The organism is Micromonospora sp. RTBAU3-60 (assembly GCF_054963695.1).
Map to the genome: position 1 here is coordinate 79,601 of NZ_JBUEGB010000003.1, position 24,900 is coordinate 104,500.

At 73.4% G+C, this 24,900-nt stretch carries 21 protein-coding genes; 9 read left to right on the forward strand and 12 right to left on the reverse strand.

Translation table 11 applies throughout. From position 1 onward, the window contains the following. Window positions 1-298 precede the first annotated feature (298 nt). Window positions 299-1,381 (forward strand): polyprenyl synthetase family protein, encoded by a 1,083-nt coding sequence (locus ACY34I_RS04365; RefSeq protein ID WP_462752674.1) that lies wholly within the window; start codon window positions 299-301, stop codon window positions 1,379-1,381. A 140-nt stretch (window positions 1,382-1,521) separates the two neighbouring features. Here ACY34I_RS04365 and ACY34I_RS04370 read toward each other — a convergent pair whose 3' ends face one another. Beyond that, window positions 1,522-1,902: an Rv2175c family DNA-binding protein gene (locus ACY34I_RS04370; RefSeq protein WP_148801379.1), complete on the reverse strand. Its 381-nt coding sequence runs from the start codon at window positions 1,900-1,902 to the stop codon at window positions 1,522-1,524. A 165-nt stretch (window positions 1,903-2,067) separates the two neighbouring features. Here ACY34I_RS04370 and pknB point away from each other — a divergent pair, with 165 nt between their 5' ends. Then, entirely contained in the window at window positions 2,068-4,050 is a 1,983-nt protein-coding gene (gene pknB / locus ACY34I_RS04375) for a Stk1 family PASTA domain-containing Ser/Thr kinase (RefSeq protein ID WP_462752677.1), read from the forward strand. Between the two features lie 116 nt (window positions 4,051-4,166). Next, entirely contained in the window at window positions 4,167-5,027 is an 861-nt protein-coding gene (locus tag ACY34I_RS04380; RefSeq protein WP_462752679.1) for a deoxyribonuclease IV, read from the forward strand. A gap of 109 nt (window positions 5,028-5,136) precedes the next feature. Here the strand turns inward: ACY34I_RS04380 and ACY34I_RS04385 are convergent, their stop codons facing one another. From ACY34I_RS04385 to ACY34I_RS04395, 3 genes are all read right to left on the reverse strand, one after another. Further along, complete coding sequence (locus ACY34I_RS04385) at window positions 5,137-6,165, reverse strand: threonine aldolase family protein (RefSeq protein WP_462752681.1); 1,029 nt, start codon at window positions 6,163-6,165, stop codon at window positions 5,137-5,139. Window positions 6,166-6,215: 50 nt separating this feature from the next. Further along, the gene (locus ACY34I_RS04390) at window positions 6,216-7,622 is read right to left on the reverse strand and encodes a class II 3-deoxy-7-phosphoheptulonate synthase (protein ID WP_462752683.1); all 1,407 of its coding nucleotides are present in this window, start codon (window positions 7,620-7,622) and stop codon (window positions 6,216-6,218) included. A gap of 114 nt (window positions 7,623-7,736) precedes the next feature. Further along, a complete protein-coding gene (locus ACY34I_RS04395) occupies window positions 7,737-8,231 on the reverse strand; it encodes a hypothetical protein (protein ID WP_462752685.1) in 495 nt (164 codons plus the stop codon). Between the two features lie 260 nt (window positions 8,232-8,491). Between ACY34I_RS04395 and ACY34I_RS04400 the strand changes: the two genes are divergently transcribed. Further along, the gene (locus tag ACY34I_RS04400) at window positions 8,492-9,466 is read left to right on the forward strand and encodes an AraC-like ligand-binding domain-containing protein (RefSeq protein ID WP_462752687.1); all 975 of its coding nucleotides are present in this window, start codon (window positions 8,492-8,494) and stop codon (window positions 9,464-9,466) included. A 66-nt stretch (window positions 9,467-9,532) separates the two neighbouring features. Here ACY34I_RS04400 and ACY34I_RS04405 read toward each other — a convergent pair whose 3' ends face one another. Further along, window positions 9,533-11,158, reverse strand: a complete 1,626-nt coding sequence (locus ACY34I_RS04405) for a glycosyl hydrolase family 18 protein (protein WP_462752689.1) — start codon at window positions 11,156-11,158, stop codon at window positions 9,533-9,535. A gap of 141 nt (window positions 11,159-11,299) precedes the next feature. Between ACY34I_RS04405 and ACY34I_RS04410 the strand changes: the two genes are divergently transcribed. Beyond that, complete coding sequence (locus ACY34I_RS04410; RefSeq protein WP_462752691.1) at window positions 11,300-11,788, forward strand: glutathione peroxidase; 489 nt, start codon at window positions 11,300-11,302, stop codon at window positions 11,786-11,788. 215 nt (window positions 11,789-12,003) lie between these two features. Here the strand turns inward: ACY34I_RS04410 and ACY34I_RS04415 are convergent, their stop codons facing one another. Beyond that, on the reverse strand, window positions 12,004-12,807 hold the full coding sequence (locus ACY34I_RS04415; protein ID WP_462752693.1) for an SGNH/GDSL hydrolase family protein: 804 nt from the start codon (window positions 12,805-12,807) through the stop codon (window positions 12,004-12,006). A gap of 246 nt (window positions 12,808-13,053) precedes the next feature. Here ACY34I_RS04415 and ACY34I_RS04420 point away from each other — a divergent pair, with 246 nt between their 5' ends. Next, window positions 13,054-13,743, forward strand: coding sequence for an NADPH-dependent F420 reductase (locus tag ACY34I_RS04420; protein ID WP_462752695.1), 690 nt, complete (start codon window positions 13,054-13,056; stop codon window positions 13,741-13,743). Window positions 13,744-13,819: 76 nt separating this feature from the next. On the opposite strand, the gene ACY34I_RS04425 is transcribed toward ACY34I_RS04420, so the two are convergent. The 4 genes from ACY34I_RS04425 to ACY34I_RS04440 form a co-directional block, all read right to left on the reverse strand. Continuing rightward, complete coding sequence (locus ACY34I_RS04425; protein ID WP_462752697.1) at window positions 13,820-14,302, reverse strand: GNAT family N-acetyltransferase; 483 nt, start codon at window positions 14,300-14,302, stop codon at window positions 13,820-13,822. Between the two features lie 186 nt (window positions 14,303-14,488). After that, a complete protein-coding gene (gene proC, locus ACY34I_RS04430) occupies window positions 14,489-15,307 on the reverse strand; it encodes a pyrroline-5-carboxylate reductase (protein ID WP_462752699.1) in 819 nt (272 codons plus the stop codon). 72 nt (window positions 15,308-15,379) lie between these two features. Beyond that, window positions 15,380-16,408 carry a 6-phosphofructokinase gene (locus tag ACY34I_RS04435; RefSeq protein WP_148803288.1) on the reverse strand — a complete coding sequence of 343 codons (1,029 nt, stop codon included), beginning with the start codon at window positions 16,406-16,408 and terminating at the stop codon, window positions 15,380-15,382. 247 nt (window positions 16,409-16,655) lie between these two features. Further along, entirely contained in the window at window positions 16,656-17,153 is a 498-nt protein-coding gene (locus ACY34I_RS04440) for a polyadenylate-specific 3'-exoribonuclease AS (protein WP_462752988.1), read from the reverse strand. A gap of 247 nt (window positions 17,154-17,400) precedes the next feature. On the opposite strand from ACY34I_RS04440, the gene ACY34I_RS04445 reads away from it, so the two are divergent. Continuing rightward, on the forward strand, window positions 17,401-18,093 hold the full coding sequence (locus ACY34I_RS04445; RefSeq protein ID WP_148803276.1) for a Crp/Fnr family transcriptional regulator: 693 nt from the start codon (window positions 17,401-17,403) through the stop codon (window positions 18,091-18,093). 390 nt (window positions 18,094-18,483) lie between these two features. On the opposite strand, the gene ACY34I_RS04450 is transcribed toward ACY34I_RS04445, so the two are convergent. Further along, window positions 18,484-18,645, reverse strand: coding sequence for a hypothetical protein (locus ACY34I_RS04450; protein ID WP_187413879.1), 162 nt, complete (start codon window positions 18,643-18,645; stop codon window positions 18,484-18,486). Window positions 18,646-18,846: 201 nt separating this feature from the next. Here ACY34I_RS04450 and ACY34I_RS04455 point away from each other — a divergent pair, with 201 nt between their 5' ends. Both ACY34I_RS04455 and ACY34I_RS04460 read left to right on the forward strand, forming a co-directional pair. Beyond that, window positions 18,847-20,061, forward strand: coding sequence for an MFS transporter (locus ACY34I_RS04455; protein ID WP_462752701.1), 1,215 nt, complete (start codon window positions 18,847-18,849; stop codon window positions 20,059-20,061). Between the two features lie 397 nt (window positions 20,062-20,458). After that, complete coding sequence (locus tag ACY34I_RS04460) at window positions 20,459-23,965, forward strand: ATP-binding protein (protein WP_462752703.1); 3,507 nt, start codon at window positions 20,459-20,461, stop codon at window positions 23,963-23,965. Between the two features lie 92 nt (window positions 23,966-24,057). Here ACY34I_RS04460 and ACY34I_RS04465 read toward each other — a convergent pair whose 3' ends face one another. After that, entirely contained in the window at window positions 24,058-24,750 is a 693-nt protein-coding gene (locus tag ACY34I_RS04465) for a lysophospholipid acyltransferase family protein (RefSeq protein ID WP_148803270.1), read from the reverse strand. Window positions 24,751-24,900 lie beyond the last annotated feature (150 nt).

The window sequence follows — 24,900 nt, forward strand, 5'->3', positions numbered from 1 at the left end:
TTCGCCGCCGCGCTGGCCGGCCGGTCGCGCGCCGCTCGGCCGGCCCTCGATGCCGCCGAGCGGACCGGCGGGCCCGAACCGGGTCGGGAGCCACCGTGGCTGTACTGGCTCGACGAGACCGAACTGGCCGCGTTGACCGGCCGCACCCTGGTGGCGCTGGGTCGCCCGGGGCCCGCCGTGCCGCTGCTCGGGCCGGTGGCGCGGGGGCGGGACCGGCGCGGCGGGATCCCGTCGACCACCGTCGAAACCTCGCCATGGCGGCACGACGCGACCGCCGGGGACCGGCTAGCGTTCTGGCGTGACTCACGCTGCTCCCGTATCCCCCGTCGACCGCGCCGGCCTGCGTCAGCGGATCGACAAGGCCCTCACCGAGTTCCTCGCCGGCCAGCGCGGCTGGCTGACCGCCGTCGACGACGGCCTGGTGCCGGTCGCCGAGGCGATCGAGGCGTTCGTGCTGGGAGGCGGGAAGCGGCTGCGCCCGGCCTTCGCGTACTGGGGCTACCGGGGTGCCGGCGGGCTCGACTCCGACCAGGTGGTGGCCGCCCTGGCCGCGCTGGAGTTCGTGCAGGCCAGCGCCCTGATCCACGACGACCTGATGGACCGCTCCGACACCCGCCGCGGGGAGCCGGCTGTGCACCGGCGGTTCGCGGCCCGGCACCGGGCGGCCAGCTGGAGCGGCGACCCGGACGGCTTCGGGGACGCCGCCGCGATCCTGCTGGGCGACCTCTGCCTGGTCTGGTCGGACGAGCTGCTGCACTCCGCCGGCCTCGAGCCGCGCACGGTGGCCCGGGCCCGGCCGGTCTTCGACGAGATGCGCACCGAGGTGACCGTCGGGCAGTACCTCGACGTGCTGACCCAGGCCACCGGGGACACCTCGCGGGAGCGGGCGGGCAAGGTGGCCCGCTACAAGTCGGCGAAGTACACGGTCGAGCGGCCGCTGCTGCTGGGCGCCGCGCTGGCCGACGCCCCGGCCGAGGTGCACGCGGCGTACTCGGCGTACGGGCTGCCGCTGGGCGAGGCGTTCCAGCTGCGCGACGACGTGCTGGGGGTCTTCGGGGACCCGGAGCGCACCGGCAAGCCGGCCGGCGACGACCTGCGCGAGGGCAAGCGGACGTACCTGGTGGCGGCGGCCCTGGAGGCGGTCGACGACGCCGGCCGGGAGCTGCTGCTCGGCGGGCTCGGCGACCCGGGGCTGGACGCCGCCGGGGTGACCCGGCTGCGTGAGCTGATCACGGCGAGCGGGGCGCTGGAGCGTACCGAGGGGCGGATCGCCGCGCTGACCGAGAGCGCGCTGGCCGCCCTCACCACGGTCGACCTGGACACCGAGGCCCGGCAGGCCCTGGTCGACCTGGCCATCGCCGCCACCCGCCGCACCGACTAACCCACCCCACCCCGCCCCCACCCCCACCCAGGGCCCTGGTTGATCATGAAGTTATTGCCGCGCTCCTCGGCGTGTCATGGCAACAACTTCATGGTCAACAGGGAGACGGGGTGGGTGGACGGGTGGGGTGGGTGGGTGGGTCAGAAGCCGAGGGCTTGGGCGCGGCGTTTGACCTCGCGGGCCTGGTCGCCGCCGAGGGCGGCGGCCGGCGTGCCGGGGAGGGTGGGGTCCTCCTCGTAGAGCCAGCGCAGCGCCTCCTCGTCGTCGTACCCCGCGTCGGCGAGCAGGTTGAGCACGCCGGGCAGGTGCTTGAGCACGGTGCGGTTGGCCACCAGGTCGGCCGGTACGCGGCGGACGCCGTCGCGGCGTACCGCGATCAGCTCCCGGTCGCGGATCATCTGGTGCACCTTGCTGATCGACAGGTCGAGACGCTCGGCCACGTCCGGCAGGGTCAGCCAGGCGGCCGGGTCGGCCGGTCCGGGCAGGTCGGCGCCGGTGGCGGCGGGTACGGATTCGGTCACCCGACCACCCTGCCACGGGCCGGGACGGCCCGGGCCGGCGGCACCCCGTCGGGCACCTCCGGATGCGGCACGACCAGCCCGGACGCGCGTGGCGGGAGCGTTGTCGGCCCCCGGCTGTAGCATCCTGTTCAACCTTCACCCTCCCGACACATAGACTGCCTGCCGATGGACACACAGGTCGCCGACACGTTGCTGGGCTCGCTGATCGACGGGCGCTACCGCATTCGCGGTCGCGTGGCCCGTGGCGGCATGGCGACCGTGTACACCGCCACCGACGAGCGCCTGGAGCGCACCGTGGCGGTCAAGATCATTCACCCGACCCAGGCTCCCGAGGCCCGGGCCCGGATGGCCGGCTTCGTGGAGCGGTTCACCGACGAGGCGAAGACCATCGCCCGGCTGACCCACCCGAACGTGGTGGCGGTCTACGACCAGGGCACCCACGCCGGCCTCCCCTACCTGGTGATGGAGTACGTCCGGGGCCGCACCCTGCGCGATGTCCTCGCCGAACGGCGCCGGCTCAACCCGGACGAGGCCCTGGCGATCGCCGAGCAGATGCTCGCGGCGATCGCCGCCGCGCACCGCGCCGGCCTGGTGCACCGCGACGTCAAGCCGGAGAACGTGCTGGTCGCCGAGGCGCCCACCGGCGGCACCGCCAACCTGGTGGACAGCGTGGTCAAGGTGGCCGACTTCGGGCTGGCCCGCGCGGTCGAGGCGAGCGCCGAGGAGAACGGCAACCAGCTCATGGCCACCGTGGCGTACGTCGCGCCGGAGCTGGTCACCGAGGGCCACGCGGATCCGCGCACCGACGTCTACTCCGCCGGCATCGTGCTGTTCGAGATGCTCACCGGCCGGGTGCCATACGACGGCGACCGCCCGGTGGACGTCGCCTGGCAGCACGTCGACCGGGACGTGCCGCCCCCGTCGACCCTGGTCCCGAGCCTGCCGAAGGTCCTCGACGACCTGGTCGGCCGGGCCACCCGGCGCGATCCGGGCGCCCGCCCCACCGACGCCGGCGCCCTGCTGGCCGAGGTGCAGGTGGCCCGGGACGACCTGGGCAACGCCAACTCGCACACCACGGTGCTGCGGCAGCTGTCCGACGGGAACAGCCCGATGGCCCAGCCGACCATGGTGGTGGCGGCGGTCCGCCCGGCCGAGCGTCCCGCCTGGGCCCGGCTGCCCGAGGGTGGCGGGCAGCGCCCGCACCGCCGCCGGGCCGCCGCTGAGGGCGGCAACCTGGGCGGTCGGCTGACCGAGCTGCGTACCCGGGTGATGGGCTCGCCCCGGGGCCGGCTGGCGGTCGCCGCGGCGGCCGTGGTGCTCGGCCTGGTGGCCGCGGTCGGCGGCTGGTGGTTCGGGGTGGGGCGCTACACGGTCGCCCCACAGCTGGTGAGCCTCACCAAGGCCGACGCGGAGGCGCAGGCCACCCGGGGCGGCTTCACCGTGAAGTACGCCGATCCCCGCTATGACGAGAAGGTGCCGAAGGACAGCGTGCTGGGGCAGAACCCGGCCTCCGCGGCCCGGATCCTCAAGGGCGGCACAATCACGCTGACCCTGTCGCTCGGTCCGGAGCAGTTGCCGGTGCCGGACGTGGTGGGCAAGGACTTCGAGCTGGCCCAGGCCGAGCTGACCGACGCCAAGCTGGTGGTGGTCAAGGGCTCCGCCCGGTACGACGACGAACTGCCCGCCGGGGTGGTGGTGGCCACCGACCCGAAGGTGGGCACGGTGGTCAAGCCGGGCACGAAGGTGACGGTGATGCTGAGCAAGGGCCGTGCCCCGGTCAGCGTGCCGAACCTGGTGGGCAAGAACCTCAACGACGCCCGGGGCATCCTCGCCCAGCTCGGGCTGACCCCGGTGGAGTCGTACAAGGACTCGGACAAGCCGAAGGACGAGATCCTCGGCCAGAGCCCGGCCGACGGCACCGGGGTGGAGAAGGGCGCCCAGGTCAAGCTGGAGATCAGCAAGGGGCCGCCGCAGGTGCCCGTGCCCCGGGTGATCGACCTGCCCTGCCAGCAGGCGAAGCAGGTGCTGGAGAGCCAGGGCTTCCCGGCCAACCTCCAGCTCAACCCCAACGGCGTGGCCCGCTTCCAGAACCCGCCAGAGAACACACCGGTGCCGCCGGGCACCACCGTCACGGTGACGTGCCTGTGAGCGCGCGGAGTGAGTCGGGCATGCGAGCCCCGCAGCCGCGAACGAAAGACGTGCCGGTGAGCGCGCGGAGTGAGTCGGGCCGGCGAGCCCCGCAGTCGCGAACGAAGGATGGTCCGGTGAGCGTGCGGCGGCCGGTCGGCTCGCACACCCCCACCTCAGGTGGCCTGGCGAGGGCGGCGCTGCCGTACGTCGACGCGGCCGCCGCCGAGGTGGTGCAGGTCTACGTCTCCAACTCTCGGGGCTGGGCCCTGCCGGCGGGCGACCCGGCGCAGGACGCGCTGTTCCGGGACGGCTGCGGCGAGCGGGGCGTGCCGGTCTTCATCCACGCGTCGCTGCTGGTCAACCTGGGCTCCCCTACCCCGGCCACGGTCGAACGGTCGGCGCAGACCTTGGCGCACGCGCTGCGCCGGGGCCGGGCGATCGGCGCCGAGGGTGTGGTGTTCCACGCCGGCAGCGCGGTGGACGCGGGGCACGCCGAGGCGGCGATGCGCCAGGTACGCGAGGCCCTGCTGCCGCTGCTGGACGAGGCGGCGACCAGCGGCGGGCCGATGCTGCTGGTGGAGCCGAGCGCCGGGGGCGGCCGGTCGTTGGCCTCCCGGGTGGAGCACCTGGGCCCCTACCTGGACGCGGTGGACCACCACCCGATGATGGGGGTCTGCTTCGACACCTGCCATGCCTGGGCGGCGGGGCACGACCTGGCCGCCGAGGGCGGGATGACCGCGACGCTGGACGCCCTGGTCGTCGCCGTCGGGGCGGACCGGCTGAAGCTGGTGCACGCGAACGACTCGAAGGACCTGTGCGGCTCGACCCGGGACCGGCACGAGAACATCGGCAAGGGCACCATCGGCGAGCCGGCGTTCGCCGAGCTGATGCGGCACCCGGCCACCGCGGGCATCCCGGTGGTGGTGGAGACCCCGACGGAGAAGCACGTCGGTCACGCCGCCGACATCGCCACCCTCAAACGCCTCCACCCCTGAACGCCCCCCCCGCGCGGCCCCTGCCCGACCCCCGGCCGGCGTTGACCAAGAAGTTTGCGTCGGAAAACGCCCGGCGGACGCAAACTCCTTGATCAACAAGGCGGGGCGGTCAGGCGCGGAGGATGCGGGTGAAGATCTCCGCGGCGCGGTCGATGGCGGCGTCGGCGACGTCCAGGTGGGTGACCAGGCGGGCGGTACGCGGGCCGAGCACCGAGACCAGCACGCCCTCCGCCCGGGCGGCGGCCGCGAGGGCCTTCGCGTCGAGCGGGTGCTTGGTCAGGTCGAGCGGGACGATGTTGGTCCGCACCGGCATGGCGAGCACGCCGTAGGGGGCGATGGCCTCGGCCAGCCGCGCCGCCTTGGCGTGGTCCTCGGCGAGCCGCTCGACGTGGTGGGCCAGGGCGTACCGGCCGGCGGCGGCCAGGATGCCGACCTGCCGCATGCCGCCACCCATCCGCTTGCGGATCCACCGGGCCCGTTCGATCTTCTCGGCGCTGCCCAACACCAGCGAGCCGACCGGCGCGCCGAGGCCCTTGGAAAGGCAGACGGACATGGTGTCGAAAAGGGCACCGTAATCCGCCAGCGGCACCTGGTCGGCGACGTGCGCGTGCCAGATCCGGGCGCCGTCGCAGTGCAGGGCGAGCCCGTGGTCGTCGGCGACCCGGCGCAGCTCACGCAGGGTGGCGAGCGGGATCACCCCGCCGCCGCCCCGGTTGTGGGTCTGCTCGACGGCGATCGCCCGGGTCGGCACCGCGAAGTAACCGTCGGGCCGGACCATCCCGGCCACCACGTCCGGGTCGATCTCCGCGCCGACCGCCGGCCAGGTCCGCGACGAGATTCCGCCGTACGCGGCCGCCGCGCCGATCTCGTACGTGACGACGTGCGCGTCGGCGTCGCAGAGCAGCTCCTCGCCGTGCGGCACGACGAGCTGGAGCGCGATCTGGTTGGCCATCGAGCCGCTCGGGGCGAACAGCGCCGCCTCGTGCCCGAAGCGGGCGGCGACCTCGGCCTCCAGCGCGGCGACGGTGGGGTCCTCGCCGTACACGTCGTCGCCGACCTCGGCGGAGGCCATCGCCTCCCGCATCCCGGCGGTGGGCCGGGTCACCGTGTCGGAACGAAGATCAATGAAGTCAGCCACAGTGATCCTTTCGGCTGCCGGCTGCGGGGCTCGTAAGCTCACTCCTCGCGTCAGCCACGCAGCATCTCCGCCACCAGGAAGGCCAGCTCCAGCGACTGCTGGGTGTTCAGTCGCGGGTCGCAGGCGGTCTCGTACCGATCGGGCAGGTCGAGGTCCTCGATGCCCTGAGCGCCGCCGAGGCACTCGGTGACATCCTCGCCGGTCAGCTCGACGTGCAGGCCGCCCGGGTGGGTGTCCAGGCCGCGGTGCACCTCGAAGTAGCCGAGCACCTCGTCGACGATCCGGTCGAAGTGCCGGGTCTTGTAGCCGTTCGAGGACTCGTGGGTGTTGCCGTGCATCGGGTCGCACTGCCAGACCACCTTGGCGCCGGCCGCGGTGACCTTGGCGACGATCGGCGGCAGGGCGTCCCGGACCCGGTGGTTGCCCATCCGGCTGATCAGGGTGAGCCGGCCGGGGATGTTGTCCGGGTTGAGCTTCTCGCAGAGCTCGATGGCCTCGTCCGGGGTGGTGGTCGGGCCGAGCTTGACGCCGATCGGGTTGGCGATCCGGGAGATGAAGTCGAGGTGCGCCCCGTCGAGCTGCCGGGTCCGCTCGCCGACCCACAGGAAGTGCCCGGACAGTCCGTACGCCCGGCTGCCGGAGATCCGGGTGAGCGCCCGGTCGTACTCCAGCGCCAGCGCCTCGTGGGAGCAGTAGAGGGTGACCGTGCGCAGTGCTTCGTCGTCGGTCATCCCGCAGGCCCGGATGAAGGCCAGCGCCCGGTCGATCTCGCGGGCGATCGCCTCGTAGCGCTCGCCGGCCGGCGACTGCTTGACGAAGTCCTTGTTCCAGTCGTGCACCGCGTGCAGGTCGGCGAGCCCGCCGGCCAGGTACGCCCGGAGCATGTTCATCGCGGCGGCCGAGTTGGCGTACGCCCGGATCATGCGCTGCGGGTCGGCGACCCGCGCCTCCGGCGTGGCCTCCAGCGAGTTGATCATGTCCCCGCGGTACGCCGGCAGGCCTCGGGCGTCCGTCGGCAGCGACCGGGGCTTGGTGTACTGCCCGGCGACCCGGGCCACCTTGACCACCGGCAGCGATGCGCCGTACGTCAGCACGATCGCCATCTGGAGCAGGGTGCGGGCGTTGGCCAGCAGGTGGCTCTCGGTGTTGTCGGCGAAGGTCTCCGCGCAGTCGCCGCCCTGGAGCAGGAACGCCTTGCCCTCGCAGACCAGCGCGAGGCGCTGCCGGAGTTGGTCGACCTCGTACGGCGCGACCACCGAGGGCACCGTGTCGAGCACCTTGCAGACCTCGGCGACCCGGGCCGGGTCCGGCCACGGCGGGGTCTGCGCGCGGGGAAGCTCCCGCCAGCGGTCCAGGCCGAGGGCCGCGTCCTCGGCGGAGTCGGCGGTCGGGCGACTGGTCTGGAGTCCCGGGCTGCCCACCGCGGGGTGGGTCAACTGGTGCCACTCATGGCGCATGACAGAAAGCGTACGGCGACCGCCGGGGCGACCCGCCGGCGAGGGGGACGGTTCCGGCAGTTGGGAGATCAGCGCCACACCCCGGCCGACCGCAGGTCAGCCCGGCTGGACGGGTCAGGGGGTGATCGACGGTTCGGGGGTGTGGCCGCCGGGCGCCTCGCTCGAGATGCACCAGTCCGCGCCGCTGCGGGTGACCGTGAACAGCAGCGGCCGGGTGGCCTTGCGCGAGCCGACGGCGACGGTGACGGAGGTGCTGACCTCCTGGCCGTTCGGGCCGGACCGGACGTCGGTGATGGTGGCCTGGGGCACCGTGAAGTGGTCGGCGAAGTCGCCGTTGGGGCCGGTGGCGGCGGCGTCGAAGGCGGCCTGCACGGGGGCGCAGAACTGGCTGCGGCCCGCGTCGACGTCCTTGCCGGCCATCGCGTCGAGGTACGCCTGGACCCGCTCGCGGCTCTTGGCCGCCGCCTCCTCGGCCGGTGCCCGCTGCGCCCCGCCGTCGGGGGCGTCCTGGGCCTCGTCGTCCCCGCCGAGACCGCAGCCGGCCAGGCTCAGCGGCAGGAGCGCGAGCAGCACCACCCCGGTCGCCACCCTCGGGTGCGTCAGGCCCATCGGTCCCTCCCATCGGCGCGGGCATCGAGACATGCCGAGCGGCGAGTCTGTCACATCGGCGTTCGCGCACACCCGTCGCGGTCGCGCGCCGCCCGGCGGACCGCGGATGCGGACCCGGACCGGCGGCCGCACCCATCCTCGCCTCTCCCGGCCCGGGCGGCCAGGTCGGCACGCGGCGTGCGGCCGATCCGGGCGGCTGGTTAGATCCGGGAAGCGCGGCGCCGGGCCGCGCGCTCAGGAGGTGACCGGTCATCCTCGACGTGGCGTCGATCGACACCGCGTGGCTGCCTGAGGCGGAGCGGTTCGACTTCTGGCAGGACCTGGTCGCCCGCGAGTCGGCGGCGGCCCGGATCAGCAGTGCTCACGCGGACGACTTCATCGCCTCGGCGCGGGCGATCGACCTCGGCGTGGTACGGCTCGGGTCGTGGCGCTACCCGTCGCTGGAGCTGGCCCGTACGCCACGGCTGATCCGCAGCTCCGACCCGGAGCTCTACCAGCTCGCCCTGCCTCTCTCCGGGCACGGCACGATGTTCCAGCAGCGCCGGGCGGGGCCGCTCGATCCGTCCAGCTTCGCCTTGATCGACACGGTCCGCCCGCACGGGTCCCGGCACGCGCCGGACCCGACGGAGGCCGCACCGCTGGAGACGCTGACCGTCCTGGTGCCGCACGGGGCGCTGCCGCTGCCCGCACGCCGGGTGGAGGCGCTGCTCGCCGCCGACATCCCGGCCGACCGCGGGATGGGCGCGCTGCTCGCCGCCTTCCTGCGGCAAGTCGTGGCGCACCCGGAGGAGTACGCGGCGGACGACGCGCCCCAGCTGGGCCGGATCGCCCTGGACCTGATCTCGGGCACCCTGGCCGGCCGGCTCGACGTCGAGCGGGAGCTGCCCGTCGAGGTCCGGGAGACCGGCCTGCGAGCCCGGGTCGAGGTGTTCGTCCGGCGGCATCTGTCCGACCCGGCGCTCACCCCGGCGACCGTGGCGGCGGCGCACCACATGTCGCTGCGGTCGCTGCACCGGCTCTTCGAGGGCACCGGCACGACCGTCGGGGCCATGATCCGCACCGAGCGGTTGGCCGGCTGCTTCCGGGATCTGGCCGACCCGCGCCTGCGCCACCAGGCCGTCCACCAGGTGGCCGCCCGCTGGGGCTTCCGGGACCGGGCACACTTCAGCCGGGCGTTCCGGTCCGCGTACGGGCTCTCGCCCCGGGAGCACCGCGAGCGCGGCCCACTGGGCTGAGCAACCGAACGGGGAGGGGCCGGTGTGGCCCCTCCCCGCCGGGTGGGTGACGCGTCGGCCGTCGGCTCAGCCGAGACCGCCCTTGATGGCGCCGATCAGCTCGCCGTTGCTGGTGTCACCGGAGAGCTCCCAGAAGAACGCGCCACCGAGGCCCTGGTTCTTCACGTAGGTCATCTTGCCGCCGATGGTGGCCGGGGTGTCGTAGCTCCACCAGTTGCTGCCGCACTTGGCGTACGCCGTGCCACCCACGGTGCCGGTCGCCGGGCAGCTGTTCTTGAGCACCTTGTAGTCCTCGATGCCCTGCTCGTAGGTGCCGGGCGCCGGGCCGGTGGCGGTGCCGCCGGGGGCGGACTGGGTGACCCCGGTCCAGCCGCGCCCGTAGAAGCCGATGCCGAGCAGCAGCTTGTCGGACGGGATGCCCTTGCCCTTGAGCTTCTGGATCGCCGCGTCCGACCAGAAGCCCTGCTGCGGGATGCCGGTGTACGAGGTGAGCGGCGAGTGCGGCGCGGTCGGGCCCTGGGCCGCCCAGGCGCCGAAGTAGTCGTACGTCATCGGCATGATCCAGTTGAGGTACGGCGCAGCGCCGGCGTAGTCGGCCGCGTCGATCTTGCCGCCGCTGCTGCCGTCGGCGGTGATCGCCGCGGTGATCAGGAAGCTGGAGCCGAACTTGCCGCGCAGGGCGCTCACCACGTTCTTGAAGGCGTTCGGGCCGCTGCTGTCGCACTGGAGACCGCAGGCGTTCGGGTACTCCCAGTCGATGTCGATGCCGTCGAAGACGTCCGCCCAACGCGGGTCCTTCACCAGCGCGTAGCAGGAGTCGGCGAACGCGGCCGGGTTCTGCGCGGCCTGGGTGAAGCCGGCCGACCAGGTCCAGCCGCCGAAGGACCAGAGCACCTTGAGGTTCGGGTACATCCGCTTGAGCTTGCGGAGCTGATTGAAGTTGCCGCGCAGCGGCTGGTCCCAGGTGTCCGCCACGCCGTCGACACTGTCCGCGGCGGTGTACGCCTTGTCGTAGTCGGCGTAGCTGTCACCGATGCTGCACCGGCCGCCGCTGGTGTTGCCGAAGGCGTACAGGATGTGGGTGAGCTTGGCCGCGGACCCGCTGGTGTGGACGTTCTTGACGTGGTAGTTGCGGGCGTAGACGCCCCACTCGGCGAAGTAGCCGACGACCTTCTTGCCTCCGGTCGGCGGCGGCGTCGTGGGCGGTGGGGTGGTCGGCGGCGGCGTGGTCGGCGGAGCCGTGGTGGGCGGGGTCGTCGTCGGCGGGGTCGTGGTGGGCGGCGGGGTGCCGCCGGAGCAGGAGGCGCCGTTGACGGTGCAGTTCAGCGGGGCTTTGTACCCCCCGGTGCCGTTGTAGCCCCAGCTGAAGCTGGCACCCGGGGCGAGCGGGCCGGCCCAGCTCTTCTTCACCGCGACGTAGTGGTTGCCGCTGCTGGTGACGTCGGCGTCCCAGAACGTGCTGATCGTGGTGCCCGCGGGCAGGTCGAACTCGATGCGCCAGGTGTCCACGCTGGCACTGGTGCCGTTGGTGACGGTCACCTTCGTCTCGTGACCGGTCCCCCAGTCCTGCACCTTGGCGAAGGTGGCGGTCACGCTGCCCGCGGCGGACGCGGTCGCCATCGGTACCGCCGCGACCGCCAGCGCGACCACGGCACCGGTGGCCCAGAGGGCCCGGCGGAGCGATCTCTCCATACGGCGTCTCCCTAAACAGTTAGGAAACTTTCCAGATTGATGCTGAGACGCTACTCACGCGCCAACACTTCGTCAAGATGTAGATGCATCGATTTATCGTGTCCGCGTCGACCGGCCCCCGCGGACGCGTAGCCTCGCCCCATGACGGTTTTCGACGTGCAGATCGACGCCCTCACCGGCGGCTCCGCCGACCTCGCGCGGTATCACGGCCGCGCGCTGCTGGTGGTCAACGTGGCCTCGCGGTGCGGCCTCACCCCGCAGTACGCCGGCCTCCAGTCCCTCGCCGACGAGTACGCCGACCGGGGCCTGACCGTGCTCGGCGTGCCCTGCAACCAGTTCGCCGGCCAGGAGCCCGGCACGGCCGTGGAGATCGAAGAGTTCTGCCAGGTCAACTACGGCGTGACCTTCCCGCTGACGGAGAAGGTCGACGTCAACGGGCCGGACCGGCACCCGCTCTACGCCGCGCTGGTGTCCACCCCGGACGCCGAGGGGCACACCGGCGACGTGCGGTGGAACTTCGAGAAGTTCCTGGTCGCCCCGGACGGCACGGTGGCCGCCCGATTCGCCCCGCAGGTCACCCCGGACTCCCCCGAACTGCGGGCCGCGATCGAGAAGGTGCTGCCGGCCTGACCCGACAGCGGCGGGCCCGGGGCGCACCGCGCCCCGGGCCCGCCGTTGGGACCGGTCAGCTCAGCCCGCGGGCCCCGCGGGTCGGCGGCCAGGTTGCTGGCGCCGGTGCGGACGGTGCCGCGGGTCGCCGCGTTCCCGCAGCACCCGCGACCCGGCAGCCGGATGTGGCGGGCCGCGCCGACCCTCGGGATCAGGATCGGCGCGGCGCTGGACGGTCAGCCCGCGACGGAGCGGAAGACCGGGTAGTAGCCGCCGGACTGCCCCGCGGCGGTGGGGTGGTACGAGACGGTCAGGTTGAGGTAGTTCAACGCGTGCAGCCACTTCTCGCCGTAGCTGCACAACTGGTGGCCGACGAAGATCGACCGGACGTCGGCGAACTTGAAGCCGGCCGAGGTCGCCGCCGTCCTGGTGATGTCGTCGAGAAGGTTGATGCCCTCGTTGATCTTCGCTCGGGAGGTCGCGCTGAGCCCGACGCAGACGGTGCCGAGCTGATAGAAGACCGGGTAGCCGACGACCACCACGCGGGCCGAGGGCGCCCGGCTCTTGATGCCGTTGTAGACGTTGGCGAGCTTGCCGGGCAGCTCGGTCCGGGCCTTGTCCTCGGCCGCCTGCACGGCCGCCACGCACTGGCTCTCCCCCTGCAGGACACAGGTGGTCATGATGTTGGCGAAGCCGACGTCGTTGCCGCCGACGGTGATGCTGACCAGCGTGGTGGTCGACGACAGCGCCGAGAGCTGGCTGTTGATGACGTCCGTCGTGGTCGCGCCCGAGCAGGCCACCGAGCGGTACGCGGCCGGCCTGATGTTGGTGTTGTAGAGCGCGGGATAGGCGTTGGTGCTGCGCATGCAGGACCCGCTCTCGGACGTGTAGCTGTCGGCGCCGACGCCGGAGGCGTACGAGTCGCCGAGCGCGACGTACCGGTCGGTGGCGGCGGCCTGGGCGGGGGTGCCCAGCGCCAGCGTGACACCGAGCGTCGACGCCAGGGTCAGGGCGAGGGTGGCAAGACGGGATCTCCGCACGTCGCACTCCTGGGGTTGGAAGTGGTGGTGGGAGATAGATATCAATAGATCGGACCCGGGCGGAAGGTCAAGGATTCGCACCCGCAGCCGATAGACCCTTATAGATACAAATCATTACCAAACCGATCTTCATCACTGAAGGTTTTCGCCGGGTCGACGCGTGGACACCGACCGGATGGCGGGCTGCCAAATAACCGACCACCTTGGTCGGGAATGCCGGCCCCCAGCGAGTGGTTGGCAACGGACATGACAACTGTGGGACTGATCGGCAGCGGCAACATCGGCGGCACCGTGGCCCGGCTGGCGATGGCCGCCGGTCACGACGTGGTACTCAGCAACTCCCGCGGCCCGGAGACGCTCAAGGAGCTGGTGGACGAGTTGGGCCCTCGGGCCCGCGCCGCCACCCCGGCCGAGGCGGCGGCGGCCGGCGACCTCGTGGTGATCACCATCCCGCTGCGGGCCTACCGGTCGGTGCCGGCCGAACCGCTCGCCGGCAAGATCGTGATCGACACCAACAACTACTACCCGGAGCGGGACGGGCGGTTCCCGGAGCTGGACGACGAGTCGACCACCACCAGCGAACTTCTCCAGCGGCACCTGCCCCAGTCGCGGGTGGTCAAGGGCTTCAACAACATCTACTTCAAGCACCTGCTCGCTCTGGCCCGGCCAGCCGGCGCGGCGGACCGCACCGCCCTGCCGATCGCCGGCGACGACCCGGCCGCCAAGAGCACCGTCGTCGCGTTCCTCGACTCCCTCGGCTACGACGCGGTCGACGTGGGCCCGCTCGCCGAGGGCTGGCGGTTCCAGCGCGACACCACCGCGTACGCGGCCCTCTACTCGGCCGACCCGGCCAACGACTGGGAGCGGCCGGCGCCGGTCGATGCGGACAAGCTGCGCACCGCCCTCGCCGCCGCCCGCCGCTACGCCGACAGCTGACCCTCACGTCCGTCCGGAGGGTGGGGAGCTCCCCGCCCTCCGGGCACCGTCGGCGCCACCCCGATTTCCGGGTGCGTCAGACCGCCTGCGGCGGGAGGCTGAGGCGCATGGCCGGGTCGCGGGTCTCCTGGAAGCCGAGCGAGCGGTAGAGCGGCTGCCCCGCCGCGGAGGCCCGCAGGTCGATCCGCCGCACGCCCCGCTCGCGGAACCAGCCCAGCAGCGCCACCAGGCAGGCACGAGAATGGCCGCGCCGGCGGTGGGCGGGATCGGTGCTGACGTTGAAGACGTACCCGACCAGGCCGTTCGGGTTGTCCGGGCCGCCGAGCCGGCGCTCGATCGTGCCGACCGCGCAGGCGGCCAGCGTCCCGTCCGGCCCGTCGACCACGAAGGCCGCCAGCGACGGCTCCGGCTCGGCCAGCCACTCCCGCAGCTGCGCCCGCGCGACGTCCTGCCACGGGCCCGGCTGCGGATCCGTGCCGCGCACCGCGGCGAGCATCAGCCCACGCAACCGGACCAGCTCGGCGGCGTCATCCGGCGTCGCCGGGCGTGCGTCGACCATGAACGGCACCGTACCCGGCCAGCGCCGGCAGGGGGCGCCCGGTCCGGGCGGGTGGCCGGCCGCAGCGGGCCGGTCCGCTGCCAGGTCGCCGACGTGGGGGTGTCCCCGCCGCCGGACACCCCGACATCGACGACCTGGAGTGGATCAACCGGCCGGCCCGAGCCCGGGCGGCCATGGGTCCGCGCCTCAGTCGGCCTGGGCGGCCAGTTCCCGGGCGCGGTCGCGGGCGGCCTCCAGCGCCGCCAGCATGGCCGCGCGTACGCCGTGGTTCTCCAGCTCACGGATGGCGGAGATGGTGGTGCCGGCCGGCGAGGTGACCGCCTCGCGGAGCTTGACCGGGTGCTCCCCGGAGTCGCGGAGCATCACCGCCGAGCCGATGGCGGTCTGCACGATCAGCTCGTGCGCCACCTGCCGGGGCAGGCCGAGCAGGATGCCGGCGTCGATCATGGCCTCGACCAGCAGGTAGAAGTAGGCGGGACCGGAGCCGGAGAGGGCGGTCACCGCGTCCTGCTGGGACTCGGGCACCCGGATGGTGGCGCCGAGCGGCTTGAACATCTCCTCGGCGAGGGCCAGGTGCGCGCCGTTGGCGTGCTCGCCGGCGGAGATGGCGCTCATCGCCTCGTCCACCAGCGCCGGGGTGTTCGTCATCACCCGGATCACCGGGGTGCCCTCCGGCAGCCGGCGGCTGAAGAACGTGGTGGGCAGGCCGGCGCAGAGCGAGATGACCAGCTTGTCGGCCGGCACCTTCGGGCCGATCTCGTCGAGCAGCGCCGCCGCGTCCTGCGGCTTGACCGAGATGGCGAGCACCTCCGCCTCGTCCACCGCGACGAGGTTGTCCACCACCCGTACGCCGTACCGGGCGGTCAGCTCCTGGGCGCGGCTGGGTCGCCGGGCGGTGGCGAGCAGCCGTTCGACCGGCCAGCCGGAGCGGAGCAGGCCGGAGAGCATCAGCTCGCCGATCTTGCCGGCGCCGATCACGGCGACGGTGTGCACCTTGGGTGCCATGGGCCGTACCCCTCTCGGTCGAGGCGGGGCGCGGCGGACCCGGCCCGGGCCCGCCGCGCCGCACCGCGTCGATCAGCTGCCGAAGAAGACCTCGGCCTCGGCGTACCGCTCCAGCGGCACGGTCTTCAGCTCCCGGGTGGCCTCGGCCAGCGGGACGCGGATGATGTCCGTGCTCTTCATCGCGACCATCTTGCCCCAGTCGCCCTCGTGCGCCGCGTCGATCGCGTGCAGGCCGAGCCGGGTGGCGAGCACCCGGTCGAAGGCGGTCGGGGTGCCGCCACGCTGGATGTGGCCGAGCACCACGGTGCGGGCCTCCTTGCCGGTCTTCGCCTCCAACTGCTCGGCGAGCCACTGGCCGATGCCGCCGAGCCGGACGTGACCGAACGAGTCCAGCTCCTTGTTGTGCAGGACCATCTGGCCCTCCAGCGGGTGCGCGCCCTCGGCCACCACGACGATCGGGGCGTACTGGTGCTGGAAGCGCTTCTCGACGTACCCGGCGACCTGGTCCACGTCGAACTGCCGCTCGGGCAGCAGGATCACGTTGGCGCCGCCGGCGAGGCCGGCGTGCAGGGCGATCCAGCCGGCGTGCCGGCCCATCACCTCGACGACCAGGGTGCGGTGGTGGCTCTCCGCGGTGGTGTGCAGCCGGTCGATCGCCTCCATGGCGATGTTGACGGCGGTGTCGAAGCCGAAGGTGTAGTCGGTGGCACCCAGGTCGTTGTCGATGGTCTTCGGCACGCCGACGACCTTGACGTCCAGTTCGTGCAGCTTGGTGGCGACGCCGAGGGTGTCCTCACCGCCGATGGCGATCAGCGCGTCCACGCCCTGGGCGGCGAGGTTCTCCTTGATCCGCTCGACGCCGTTCTCGATCTTGAACGGGTTGGTCCGGGACGAGCCGAGGATGGTGCCGCCGCGCGGCAGGATGCCGCGGACCTCCGCGATGCCCAGCGGCCTGGACAGGCCCTCCAGCGGGCCCTTCCAGCCGTCCCGGAAGCCCACGAACTCGTGACCGTAGGTGGCGACGCCCTTGCGGACCACCGCCCGAATCACCGCGTTGAGACCAGGGCAGTCGCCGCCGCCGGTGAGCACGCCGATACGCATGATCTGCTCATCCTCCTGGAGCATCAGGTGAAGCCCGGATAAGCCCCAGGATAGGTGTCAGATCAGACCATCGGCGCCGTTGCCGGCCCGGGGCGGGCCGTCAGTGCGCACTGTAGTCGGCGTGGGGGTGCGGCGACACCGCGCCCCGGCCCCTACCCGCCCGCCGGACGGGCTACGGGCCATCCGGCTCACGCGAACCGCGCCCCGGACAGAACTGGTCAAACCTCCACCACGCCGCCCGCGCCGGTCACCGCCGCGTCATCGCCCGCCAGCGCGCCAGGTTGTGCCGGGCGTCGACCAGGGCGTCGTGCCGGTCCGCGTCGGCGTCCGGCAGCCTCGGCCGGCCCCGCTCGTCCCAGAGCTGGCGCAGCTCCTTGGTGAACCGCGGGATCTCCCGGGGCAGCGCCGGCATCGCGCCCCACAACTGGGCCAGGACCACGTGGTCGTACGCCGCGTACCAGGCCCAGAGCTCCAACTGCTCGCCCGGGCGGTCCCGGACCGGCTCCAGCAGGAACTCGTAGAGGTCGTCCCGGATCCGCTCCCGGGACCGCCACGCCCGGTCGGCGGGCGAGGGGAGCTTGTCCAGCACGTTGCGGCGCACCCAGGGCACCGCCCGGGAGTCGTCGAACTCGGTGGAGACCGCGTAGAACTCGCGGCCGTACTCGTCGACGACGCCGATCGACACCAGGTCGACGACCCGGCCGTCCTCGATGAACTCGCAGTCGTAGAAGTAGCGGTAGACCATCCCCGCCATCCTCGCCCACCGCCGCGGCCGGCCCGTCGCCGGGGCGTCCGCCGAGGTCGGCGCCGTTTCGGACAGGCAGGTCAGGAGTGTCACGGAAGTGTCTCCAGGGGTGTACACCGCGCGACCGGAGCGTCATGATCTGATGTGTACCGCTACCGGACGCCGAACCGGTTCAGATGCCTCGTACCGGGATGTCAGGGCCACCCGGTGAGCGAGTTGTGGTCCTTGACCGGGGAGGGGTTGGGCCGTGGAGGTTCGCCTGCCGGAGCCGGGTGACGCGCTCACTGGCGTGGAGATGTTCGCCGGGCTCGAGCCGGAGGTGCGGCAGCGGGTCATCGCCGCTGCGGTGCCGCGCACCTACCGCAAGGGTCAGTTGCTCTTCGTGGAGAACGATCCGGGTGAGTCGCTGATCGTGCTGCGCAGGGGGGCGGTGGCGGTGTTCCGCACCGCGCCGACGGGCGAGCGCGCCGTGCTGTCGGTGATCCGTCCGCCGGACGTGCTGGGCGAGGTCTCCCTGCTGGACGCCTCCACCCGGTCCGCCTCGGCCGAGGCGATCGAGGACTGCACCGCGCTGGCGCTGTCCCGGCCGGCCTTCATGGAGCTGGTGCACTCCAACCCGCGCATCCTCGACGCGGTGATGCGCTCCCTCGGCGGGCTGATCCGCCGGCTCACCGAGCAGAACGCCGACCACGTCTTCCTCGACCTGCCCGGCCGGGTGGCCAAGACGCTGGTCCGGCTGGCCGGCGAGAGCCAGGCGCCGATGATCACCATCGAGCTCAACCAGAGCCAGCTCGCCGAGATGGCCGGCGGCTCCCGGCAGAGCGTCAACCAGGCGATCGGCTCGTTCGCCAGCCGGGGCTGGCTGCGCACTGAGGGACGCCGGATCGTGGTGACGGATGTGGCCGCGCTGCGCCGCCGCGCCGGGATGAACGATCGTTGAGCCATCCCGGCCGGTGACCGCAGCGGCCCCAGCCCGGCCGGCAACGGCGGGCGGTGCCCCCGTGGGGCGGCGATCCGCCCACTCCGGGCGATGGCCCGGTCCTGCCGAGCGGCGACCGGCGACGAAGCGTCGGTCGAGCTGAATCGCCGGTGACCTCGCGACCCGCCGCGCCGAGGCCCGCGCGGAGCAGGGGTGCCGGGGCGGCGGGGCGTCGGGGCGGGGCGTCCATGAGGTCAGCTCCACGGCGGGCCGGCGTCGGCCCGCGGCCGCGCCACAAGGACGCGTATCCGACCGGGGCTGCGGTGGTGGCGCGGGCGCGCCGTCCCGCCCCGGTCTCCGCACACGGGTAGGCCGGCTGCCGAGGCAGCCGGCCTACCCGTGATGCGCGGTTCAGCGGGTCGGACCCACCCAGTAGCCGGGACCGGCCCAGCGGCGGGTCGGGCCCATCCAGCCACGGCCCGGGCCCGCCCAGTAGCCCGGGCCCGCCCAGTAGCCCGGCCCGGCCCAACCGGTGGTCGTCGTACCGGCCGTGGTGTTCGTCGAGGTGGACATCATGCCTCCTGGCTGTCGTCGTGGTTGCTGGCGCAGAACAGACGCTACGAGAAGGAGGGTCAGGGCAAAATAGACATATCTCCATAAATCACTGCCTGAAGGGCCCTTGTCCTGCCCCCTCGCCCACCGCCAAGGTTGCTCGGCACGCCCCTGCCGTGGGGCCCCACCGGACAGACCTGCCGAAGCAAGGAGTTGACGGGCATGTCACTGATCCGCGGCAATATGGCCTTTCGTCGTTACTGGTCCGCACGGCTGGTCTCGTACGCCGGAGACCAGCTGGCGCGTACCGCCCTGCTGATCGCCACGTTCGACGCGCACGGCGGGACAGCCGTCGCCCTGCTGCTGTTGGCCACCACCGCGCCGAGGCTGCTCGGCCCCCTGCTGGGCGCGCTCGCCGACCGCTTCGACCAGCGCCGGCTGATCGTCTGCTGCGACGTCGCCCAGGCGCTGCTCTACCTGGCGGTGGCGCTGCTCATGCCGCCGCTGCCGGTGCTGCTCGCGGCGGTCACCGCGGCGACGGTGGCGGCCACCGCCTTCACCCCGGCCGGTCGCAGCCTGCTGCCCCGCCTCGTCGACCCCGACCGGCTGCCGGCGGCGAACGCACAACTCGCGGTCGGCATGAACATCGGCTTCGCGGCCGGTCCCGCCATCGGCGGCGTGCTCCTGGCCACCACCGGGCTATCCACGACGCTGCTGCTCGACGCGGCCACCTTCGTCCTGTCCGCGCTGCTGATCGGCGGGGTACGGCCGCTGTCCGCACCGGCGACGTCCCGGACCGAACCGCTCCGTCAGGTGCTCGGCGCCGGGCTGCGCGTCGTGCGCGGCAACGGGGTGGTGCGTGCGGTGTCGGTCGGGTTCCTGGTGCTGGTGACGTTCGCGGCCCTGGACAACCTCGCGGTGGTGCCCCTGGGCCGGACCGAACTCGCCGCCAACGAGGTCATGATCGGCCTGCTCGGCACCGCCTACGGCGTCGGCATGGTGCTGGGGCCGGCGCTGCTGACCCGGACCGGCCGACGGACCAGGATGGATCTGGTGCTCTACGCGGCCCTGCTCGCCCTCGGTGTGGGGACGCTGGCCACCGGCGTGGGCCCGGTGATCGGGGTCGTCCTGCTCGGGCAGGCGCTGGCCGGGGCGGGAGCCGGTTGGCACCATGTGGCGGCGGACACGCTCATCCAGCAGAACGTGCCGACCGAACGGTTGGGTGTGGTCTTCGGGACCGTCTACATGTTCCCGTACGCGGCCGAGGTGCTGGCCTACCTCGCCGGGGCCTCGTTGCTCGGCGCGCTCGGCCCGCGCTGGCTGCTGGTCGTCTCCGCGGTCGGCATCCTGGGCACCCTGGCGGTGGTCGCACCCCTGCTCTCCCGGGCTCTCGGCCTCCGCGCGCGGCGCCGGGCCGACGTTGCGGCGGTCGGCTGAGACGGACTCCGGACGTCCGGTGGGGCCGGCGGGACAACCGCCGGCCCCACCGGACGGTCACTTCTCGGTGTCGTCGGCCGGGGGCGACGTCGGGCCCGGGCCGATCTTCTGCGGGTCGGTGGTCGTGGTCGTCGTGGTCGAGCTGCTGCTCTTGCCCCCGGACTGCTCTGCCATGCCCCTAATCCTCCCGTTTCGACGGGCGAGGGCGGCGACGCCCGCCCGGACCCGGACCGTCCCTGATGGCCGGACCGGCACGTCCGGCGGCCGCACCTCGCGGCCCTCTCCCTGCCAGTGAATCTCTCTGGTACGGAAGACTAGACCCGGCCGGTCGGCGGTAAGGGCCGCCCGCCCGTCGGGTACCCGACTGTCCGGCCGGGCGGGACACTGGGGACACCTCATGCGTACGGAGCTGGACATCGACCTCACCTGTGGACACTGCTCCCGGGCAGCCGGGCCGGACGACCGCTTCTGCGGCGGATGCGGGCGCCCCCTGGCGGCGATCTGCCCGGGCTGCGGCCATGCCAACAGCGCCGAACAGAACTTCTGCACCAAGTGCGGGCAGCCGCTGCGCGACCACGGCGTCGCGGTGCAGGAGGACCGCCGCCAGGTCAGCGTGCTCTTCATCGACATGGTGGACTTCACCGCCTACGCCGAGCGCGCCGACCCGGAGCAGGCCCGCAACCTCCAGCAGGCGTACTTCGCCACGGTCCGCCGGCTGGTGCACCAGTACGGCGGGGTGGTCGAGAAGTACATCGGCGACGCGGTGATGGCGCTGTTCGGGGCGCCGGTGGCCACCGACAACGACGCACTGCGCTGCGTGCGGGCGGGGCTCGAACTCCAGCGCAGCCTGGCCCGGCAGCCGAGCGGTCCGCACCCGCCGCTGGGCTTCCGGGTGGGCATCGCCACCGGCGAAGCCCTGGTCGACCTCTCCGCCGCCCGCGACGGCGGGCAGGCGTTCGTCACCGGCGACGTGGTCAACACCGCCGCCCGGTTGCAGGCGCTGGCCCCGTCCGGCGGCGTGGTGGTGGACGAGAGCACCTGGGCCGCCACCCGGCACGAGCTGGAGTACGCCGACCAGCCACCGGTGACCCTGCGCGGACGCTCAGCGGTCAGCCGGATCTGGCTCGCGCTGCGTGCCCGGCCCGCCCGGGACGCGCACGCGGCCGAACTGACCCCGATGATCAATCGCGACCACGAGCGCGGGCTGCTGGTCAGCGCGCTGCACCGCACCGTCACCGAGCGCACCTCGCAGCTGCTGACCGTGTTCGGGCCAGCCGGGGTGGGCAAGAGCCGGCTGCTGCGCGAGCTGGCCCGGCACGCGGCAAACCTGCCGGGCGCCCGGGTCACCTGGCTGACCGGCCACTGCCCACCGTTCGGCGAGAACGTCACCTACGCGGCGCTGGCCGACATCGTGAAGGCGTGGACGGGCCCGCCGGACTCCGGCGACCCGGCCGCGATGCGCGAGCACCTGCGGGACCGGCTGGGCCGGCTCGCCGACCCGCACGCCGTGCGGCTGGCCGAGGCGCTCGGCCCGCTGGTCGGCGTGCCCGGCGAGCGGCTCACCTCGGCCGAGACCGAGGCGGCGTGGCGACGTTTCCTGATCGCCCTGGCCGCCACCGGCCCGACGGTCCTGGTCTTCGAGGACATGCACTGGGCCGACGCCGCCATGCTCTCCTTCGTCGAGCAGCTCGGGGCCGCCGCCCGGGGCGTGCCGCTGCTGGTCCTCGCGACCGCCCGCCCTGAACTACGCGAGCGGCACCCGGCCTGGACCGGCACGATCAGCGGCGCCATGTCGATCTCGGTGCCGCCGATGCACGACACCGACATCGACGCCCTCTACTCGCTGCTGCTCGGGCAGGCCACCCTGCCCGCGGCGGCCCGGGAGCCGCTGATCGAGTTCGCCGACGGCAACCCGCTCTACGCCCAGGAGTACGCCCGGATGCTGCTCGACGGCGGGCTCGCCGACGCGGCGGCCAGCGCACTGCGGTTCGACGCGGCCACCGGGCCCGGGATGCCCCGCACCGTGCAGGCGGTGATCGCCAATCGGCTCGACCTGCTCGACCCGGCCGACCGTGCGGTCCTGCAGGCCGCCTCGGTGGTGGGGGTGCAGTTCTGGCCGGCGCCGGTGGCTCTGGCGCTGGGCCGGCCGACGGAGTGGGTCGAGCGCGCGCTGAACCGGCTCCAGCGCCGGGACCTGGTCTACGAGCTGGCCACCTCGACCATGCCGGGCCAGCCCGAGTACCGGTTCCGGCACGTGCTGGTCCGCGACGTGTGCTACCGGCGGCTGCCCCGGGCGGAGCGGGTGGCGCGGCACCAGGGCACCGCGGACTGGCTGGAGCAGGTCGCCGGCGGCCGGCACCACGACCTGGCCGAGGTGCTGGCCAACCACCGGTGGACGGCGTACGAACTCGCCCGCGGCGTGGGCCTGGACCCGACCCCGTACGCCTCGGCCACCCGCGCCGCGCTGCACCGCGCCGCGCGCCGGGCGTACGAGCTGCACGCCCTGGCGACCGCCGCCACGCTGGTCGAGCGGGCGCTCGCCGTGGACTGCGGGCCGGACCCGACGCTGGAGCTGTTCGAGGCGGAGCTGGCGTTCTACCGGGACAGCGACGGATTCCTGGTGGGCGGCGGTACGGAGACGCTCACCGGGCTGGCGGAGCGGCTGACCGAGGCGGGCGACCAGGCGGGCGCGGCCAAGGCGTGGACCCTGCTGTCCACCGCTGCCTGGAGCCGTGCCGACCGGGCGGAGACGCTGCGTTGCCTGGACCAGGCGATCCGGCTGCACGCCGCGCTGCCGGACAGCCAGGACAAGGCGGGCGCGCTGCTCGAACTGGGCCGGGTGCACATGCTCAACGCGGAGACCGAGCCGGCCTGCACGGCAGCCCAGGCGGCGGCCGAGCTCGCCGAGCGGCTGGAGCTGCGCGAGGTGCGAGCGAACGCCCGGATCACCCTGGCGGTGGCCCGCTACATGGCCGGTGTCGAGGCGGCGTACGCGGAGCTGGCCGAGGTCACCGAGGACTGCCGGGTGGAGCGGCTGAGCTGCCGCCGTCGCGCCGTGGGCAACCTGGCCTGGGTGCTCCAGGAGGAGGGCGACCTGACCGGCTCGGCCCGCCTGGTCGACGAGCAGCACTCGCTGGACCTGGCCGGCGAGCACGGGCTGACGATCAGCTTCGCCGACCAGTGGAGCCGCTCGTACTACGCCGGCGACTGGCCGGCGGCGCTGGCCATGGCCGAGGGCTCGACCCGACAGCCGACCGCCGAGTGGGACCTGCACATCGTGGCGGTGTCCGGCTGGATCCGCGTGCTGGGCGAGCCGGCGACGCCGGACGACGGGCGCGGCGGGGCGGACGGCGGTGGGCCGGACCTGGTGGACCAGGCGCTGGCCGCGGCCCGGCGCAGCGGGTTCCACCGGGTGCTGCGCTCGACGGTGGCGCACGCCGCGCTGTGCCGGGCGGTGGAGGGCCGCCGGGACGAGGCGCTGGCCCTCCTGGCCGAGCTGGACGAGGACTGGCGGCAGACCCGGATGATCCCGTTCGCCGAGTGGGTGCCGGCGGTCGGGCACGTCGCCGGGATCCTCGGCGAGGAGGGGGCCCGGCTGGTCCGGGACTTGCTCGCGTACTCCCCTAGGACGACCCGGTGGGCGGAGGCGGCCGGGTGCTCCGCGGACGCGGCGCTGGCCTGGCGGGACGGCGACGCCCGGCGCGCTGCCGACCTGTTCGCCGCGGCGGCCCGCAGCTACGCCGGGATGGCCGACGTCACCGATCAGATGATCGCGTCGGCCCTGCTGGTCGGACCGCTGGCCGAGGTGGATCCGCCCGCCGCGGCCGAGGCCCTGGACCGGGTCCGCACGTTCGCCGCCCGGAGCGGGGCGCCGGGCCTGCTCCGCCTGGCCGCCCCGCGCTGACGGCACTCGTGCCGCCGGCTCGCTCCGGCCGGCCGACGGCGCGGGGCGCCGGGGCGAGGCGCCGGGGCGGCTGCGCCGGATGATTCGCACGCTCAGGCCGGGACCGGCTCGGGGGACTGGTTCTTGGCCTTCTGCGCGTACATGTCGACGTACTCGCGGCCGGAGAGTTCCATCACCTCGTACATGATCTCGTCGGTGATCGCCCGCTCGACGAACCGGTCGCCGGCCATCCCGGCGTAGCGGGAGAAGTCCAGCGGCGTGCCGAAGCGGATCCGGACCCGCTTGATCGTGGGGATGAGCTGGCCGGGCGGCTGGATCTCGTCGGCGTTGAGCATCGCCATCGGGACCACCGGGGCGCCGCTCTCCAGGGCGAGCCGGGCCACCCCGGTCTTGCCCCGGTAGAGCCGCCCGTCGGGCGAGCGGGTCCCCTCGGGATAGATGCCGGCGATCCCGCCCGCCCGCAGCACCTTGAGCTGAGTGTCCAGCGCGGCCCGGGCCGCCTGGCCGCCGGACCGGTCGACCGGGATGGTGCCGGAGCCGACGAAGAACATCTTCGTCAGCCAGCCCTTGATCCCCTTACCGGTGAAGTACTCCGCTTTGGCGATGAATGTGACTTTTCGCTTGACGATGAGCGGCGTGAAGATCGAGTCCGAGAAGGAGAGGTGGTTGCTCGCCAGGATGACCGGCCCGGTCTCCGGGACGTGCTCGAGCCCTTCCACCTGCGGGCGGAAGATCAGCCTCAGCAGCGGGCCGAGGACGATGTACTTCAACAGCCAGTACAGCACCGGGGTCCTTCCAGGCGGGGGTGGCGGCACCCTACGACGGCTCCAGCTCGGCTGGCGGCCACAGTTCGACCCCCACGCCGCCAGGCGGCGCTCCGGACCGAAGGAGGGCCGGTTCGACGCCGCGCAGCGACCTGGAGCCGTCGTCGCCGG